Consider the following 4168-nt stretch of genomic DNA (forward strand, 5'->3'; position numbering starts at 1 on the left):
GCATGAGGTCGGCCGCCGCGGTGAGCGCGCGGTCGACCGCGCCCGCGGCCCAGCCCGCGGCCAGTCCGCCGACGACGCCGACGGCCGAGGCGCACACCGCGGCCGCCACCGAGACGGTCAGCAGCTCCCCTCCCCCGGCGAGCACGCGCGACCACACGTCCCGGCCGAGGGCGTCGGTGCCCAGCGGGTGGCCGGGCGCGGGTCCCCGCCAGGGCACGCCCAGGGGCTCGGTGGGGTCGTGGGGCGCCAGCCAGTGCCCCAGGAGCGCGGCGGCCAGCACCGCGACCAGCAGGACCGGGAACAGCGCGCGGCTCACGGCGTCCTCCCCCGGGGGTCGGCCACGGCCGCGACGGCGTCGGCCACGAGCAGGCCCGCCAGGACGACCGCCGCCGCCAGCACCGCCGTGGCCTGCACCACGGGCAGGTCGCGCGAGGCCAGGGAGGCGACCAGGAGCGAACCGAGCCCGGGGTAGCCGAAGAGGGTCTCCACCACGGTCGCGGCGGCCACGAGCCCGCCCGCGCTGACGGCCAGGACACGGGTGAGGGGCGCGAGCAGGAAGGGCAGCACGTCCACGGCCGCGACCCGCCAGGCGGGGCTGCCCCGGCGCCGGGAGTCGGCCACGTGGGGGCGGCGCAGGGCGTCGGCCACCGCGCCCGAGAGCAGGCTCGCGCCGAACAGGGCGGTGGGCAGCGCCAGGGACAGCACCGGCAGGACCAGCAGTTCGGGGCTCTCGGTCGGCGGCCTGCCCGGGGGCAGCAGCGACACCGGCGGGACCAGGCCCAGTGCCCCGGAGAGCAGGGCGGCCAGACCGCTGGCCACCACGGCCGAGGGCAGGGCGGCGCCGCCGGTCAGCAGCGCGGTCGGCGCTCCCCCGCCCCGGCGGGCCGAGCCCGCCCACCAGCCCAGGGCGAGCATGGCGGGCGCGGCCAGCAGGAGCGCTCCCCCGACGAGCGCGAGCGTGGCGGGCAGCCGCTGGAGGAGGGCGTCGGCGACGGGCCGCCCGTTGACCAGGGAGACCCCGAGGTCGCCGGTGGCCAGGGAGCCCGCCCACGCGGCGTAGCGCTGCCAGGCGGGCGCGTCCAGGCCCAGTTCCTCGCGCAGCCGCTGGACCTCCTCCTGCTGCGCTCCGGGGACCGCCCGCAGCTGGGCGGCGTCGCCGGGCAGCAGCTCGGTGGCGGCGAAGACCGCGGCCGACACCGCCACCAGCAGGAGCAGGGCCCTCGCGGACGCGAGGAGCAGGGCCCTGCCCGTTCCCCGCGTCCGCGGCACGGCGCCGGGCGGCGCCGCGTGGGTGGGGGTCATCAGCCCGGCACCCCGACCTGTTCGACGCGCAGCCGGTGGAACCCGGGGCCGGTGGGCAGGTCGGTCACGCCGGGCGCGGTGAGGTCGATCCCGTCGCCCACGCCCCAGACCACGTAGCCGCCCTCGTCGGCGATGCGCTGCTGGAGTCCGCCCAGGGCCGCGTGGCGCTCGGCCTCGTCGGCGGTGGCCAGCGCGTCGTTGAAGGCGGCGTCCCACTCGGGGTCGTTCCAGCCGGTCTCGTTGATGGGGCCGTCCGCGAGCAGCGCCATCCGGGAGAAGTCCACGAAGCCGTTGCCGCCGAGGCTGTTGAGGTAGAAGGGTTCGACGTTCCAGACCTCGGTCCAGTAGGTGTCGGGGGCTCCCACCTCGACCTCGACCTCGATCCCGGCCTCGGCGAGCTGCTCGGAGACCAGCACCGCGGCCTCCTCCATGCCGGGGTAGGAATTGGTGGCGTGCAGGGTGAGGGACACCCCGCCGCCGTGCCCGGCCTCCTCCAGCAGTTCGCGCGCCCGGTCCAGGTCGCGCTCCACCGGGGGCGCGTCCGGGGCGAAGGGCTCCAGGGGGCTGAGGAGGTCGGCGCCGGGCTCCCCGTAGCCCAGGAAGACGGTCTCCACGAGCTGCTCGCGGTCCAGGGCGAGCTTGACCGCCTCGCGGACGTCGGGGTCGTCGAAGGGCTCGGTCTCCAGGTCCATGACCAGCGGGTAGTTGACGCCGCCGGGGCGGGTGACCACCTCGACCTCACCGCCGTCGGCGTACTGCTCGGCGGTGGCCGGGGCGACGCTCCCGGCGACGTCGGCCTGCCCGGAGGCGACGGCGGCGGCGCGCGCGGCCGGGTCGGGCATGGCGGTGATCTCCAGCCTCTCGTAGGAGGGCGCCTCACCCCACCAGTCGTCGTTGCGGCTCAGGACGGAGGTGGTGTCGTCGCCCTCGTCCAGGACGAAGGGGCCCGAGCCCGCGACGGGCTCGGTGATGTCCTCGCTGCCCTCGGGCACGACGAAGGTGAGGGAGGCCAGGGCCAGGCCGACCTCGGCGTAGGGCTGGCGGGTGACCAGTTCCAGCCCGTGCTCGCCGGTGGCGCTGGAGGCCTCCAGGTCGAACATGGACAGGCGGCCGTTGTTCTCCGCGCCCTTGCCCTGGATGCGGCGCAGCGAGAACAGGACGTCGTCGGCCGTGACGGGCTGGCCGTCGGAGAAGGCGGCGTCGTCGCGCAGGGTGACGCTCCAGCGGGTGAGGTCGCCGTCCACCGGCTCCCACGCCGTGGCCAGGCGCGGCTGGACCGCGCCCTGCTCGTCGGTGACGGTGAGGACGTCGTAGAGCATGGCGAAGCGCAGGTAGTCGGCCTCGTTGCCGACCCGTCCGTGCGGGTCGTGGGTGGTGGCGGCGGGCGCCCCCACCGCGGCGTAGCGCAGGGCGGCTTCCTCGGAGGCGGCGGTCTGCTCCCCTCCGCCGCCGCAGCCGGTCGCGACCAGGGCCAGTGCGCACGCACCGGCCATGAGGGATCGTCGTCTCATCGTGGGGCCTTTCGGATCGGGGCCGTGGTCGGCACGGCCCGGGGGATGGTGTCCTGACTCGGGGGTCAGGAGGCTTCGTGGACGCTGACGGCGCCCGAGGGGCACCAGTCGGCCGCCGTCAGGGCGCGCTCGCGGTCCCGCTCGGGTACGTCGGCGCGGAGCAGGACCACCAGGCCGTCGTCGTCCTGGTCGAAGAGGTCGGGGGCGGCCCGGACGCACTGTCCGGCTCCGGCGCACACGCCGGTGTCGGCGTGCAGGCGCAGCGGGCCGGGATCGGGCGAGGTCTCGGCCCCGTCGGGGCCGGACGGCTCGCCGGCCCGGTCGCGGTCGGGGCTCACCACGACACCGGCACCTCCTCCAGCCCGAAGATCGCCGAGGCCGAACGCTGGGGCAGCTCCTCCAGCGGCACCGCCCGGCGCAGGGTGGGCACCTGCTCGAACAGCGTCCGCAGGGCCACCTCGATCTCCAGGCGCCCCAGGTTCTGCCCCACGCACTGGTGCGTCCCGTAGCCGAAGGCGACGTGGCCCCGCTGCGAGCGGGTCACGTCCAGTTTCCCGGGCTCGGGGAAGGCCGCGGGGTCGCGGTTGGCGGCGCCGAGCAGCGCGATGTATCCGTCGCCCGCCGGGATGGTGGCCCCGTCCAGGGGGATGTCCTCGGTGGCCACGCGCAGGGTGATGACGTCGGCCACGGACAGGTAGCGCAGGAGTTCGTCCACCGCGCCCGGCCACAGCGAGGGGTCCTCGCGCAGCAGGGCCAGCTGGTCGGGGTGGTCCAGCAGGGCCAGCGCCGCGAGCGGGATCATGTTGCGCGAGGTCTCGTGCCCGGCGTTGAGCGTGATGCCGATCTGGGAGAGCAGGGACTGGCGGGTGATCTCCCCGCGCGCCAGGGGGCCGGTGACCAGGCGGCTGATGAGGTCGTCCCGCGGGTCGTCGGCCTTCTCGTCGATGAGCCGGTTGATCAGGCCGAACAGGTCGGCGAGCGCGGCGCCCACCTCCTCCTCGGTGCTGTCGCGCCCGCCCGAGACCGTGGTGATGCGCCGGAAGAACTCCAGGTCCTCCAGGGGGACGCCGAGCAGGCGGCAGATGACGGTCGTGGACACCCGGTTGGCGTACTCGCCGACCAGGTCGGCGGGGGTCGGCAGGGAGAGCAGGTGGCGGGCCTGCTCGGCGCAGATCCGCTCGATCTCCGGGCGCATCTCGCGCACCCGGCGCACGGTGAACTCGCCCACGAGCATGCGGCGGACACGGGTGTGGTCGGGCGGGTCCATGCGGATGAAGGGGCGCAGGTCGGCGGCGACCGCCTGTTCGCCCCTGCCCAGGGCAGGGAAGGCGGGGTGGCGGGCGTCGGAGCTGGAG

At 76.1% G+C, this 4168-nt stretch carries 4 protein-coding genes and 1 pseudogene; all 5 read right to left on the minus strand.

Annotation, left to right across the window (positions count from 1 at the left end; genetic code table 11):
* Nucleotides 1–316, minus strand: a pseudogene (locus DQW06_RS19055) (ABC transporter permease); the annotation flags it as partial.
* Nucleotides 313–1302 carry an ABC transporter permease gene (locus DQW06_RS19060; RefSeq protein ID WP_013152090.1) on the minus strand — a complete coding sequence of 330 codons (990 nt, stop codon included), beginning with the start codon at nt 1300–1302 and terminating at the stop codon, nt 313–315. The gene DQW06_RS19060 and the pseudogene DQW06_RS19055, both read right to left, overlap by 4 nt.
* A complete protein-coding gene (locus DQW06_RS19065; protein ID WP_013152089.1) occupies nt 1302–2813 on the minus strand; it encodes an ABC transporter substrate-binding protein in 1512 nt (503 codons plus the stop codon). The genes DQW06_RS19060 and DQW06_RS19065 overlap by 1 nt, the downstream gene beginning before the upstream one ends.
* 65 nt (nt 2814–2878) lie before the next feature.
* A complete protein-coding gene (locus DQW06_RS19070) occupies nt 2879–3154 on the minus strand; it encodes a ferredoxin (protein WP_198662494.1) in 276 nt (91 codons plus the stop codon).
* Nucleotides 3148–4168, minus strand: a 1021-nt coding sequence (locus DQW06_RS19075; RefSeq protein ID WP_157983490.1) for a cytochrome P450, incomplete at its 5' end; no start/stop codon positions are given. The genes DQW06_RS19075 and DQW06_RS19070, both read right to left, overlap by 7 nt.

The sequence above is a fragment of the Nocardiopsis sp. TNDT3 genome, assembly GCF_003427465.1.
Taxonomy (GTDB): Bacteria; Actinomycetota; Actinomycetes; order Streptosporangiales; family Streptosporangiaceae; genus Nocardiopsis; species Nocardiopsis dassonvillei.

What these genes read in the sequence shown, in the direction of transcription:
- DQW06_RS19060 (WP_013152090.1), bottom strand. Translation starts at nt 1,302, where the DNA reads ATGACCCCCACCCACGCGGCGCCGCCCGGCGCCGTGCCGCGGACGCGG.
- DQW06_RS19065 (WP_013152089.1), bottom strand. Translation starts at nt 2,813, where the DNA reads ATGAGACGACGATCCCTCATGGCCGGTGCGTGCGCACTGGCCCTGGTC.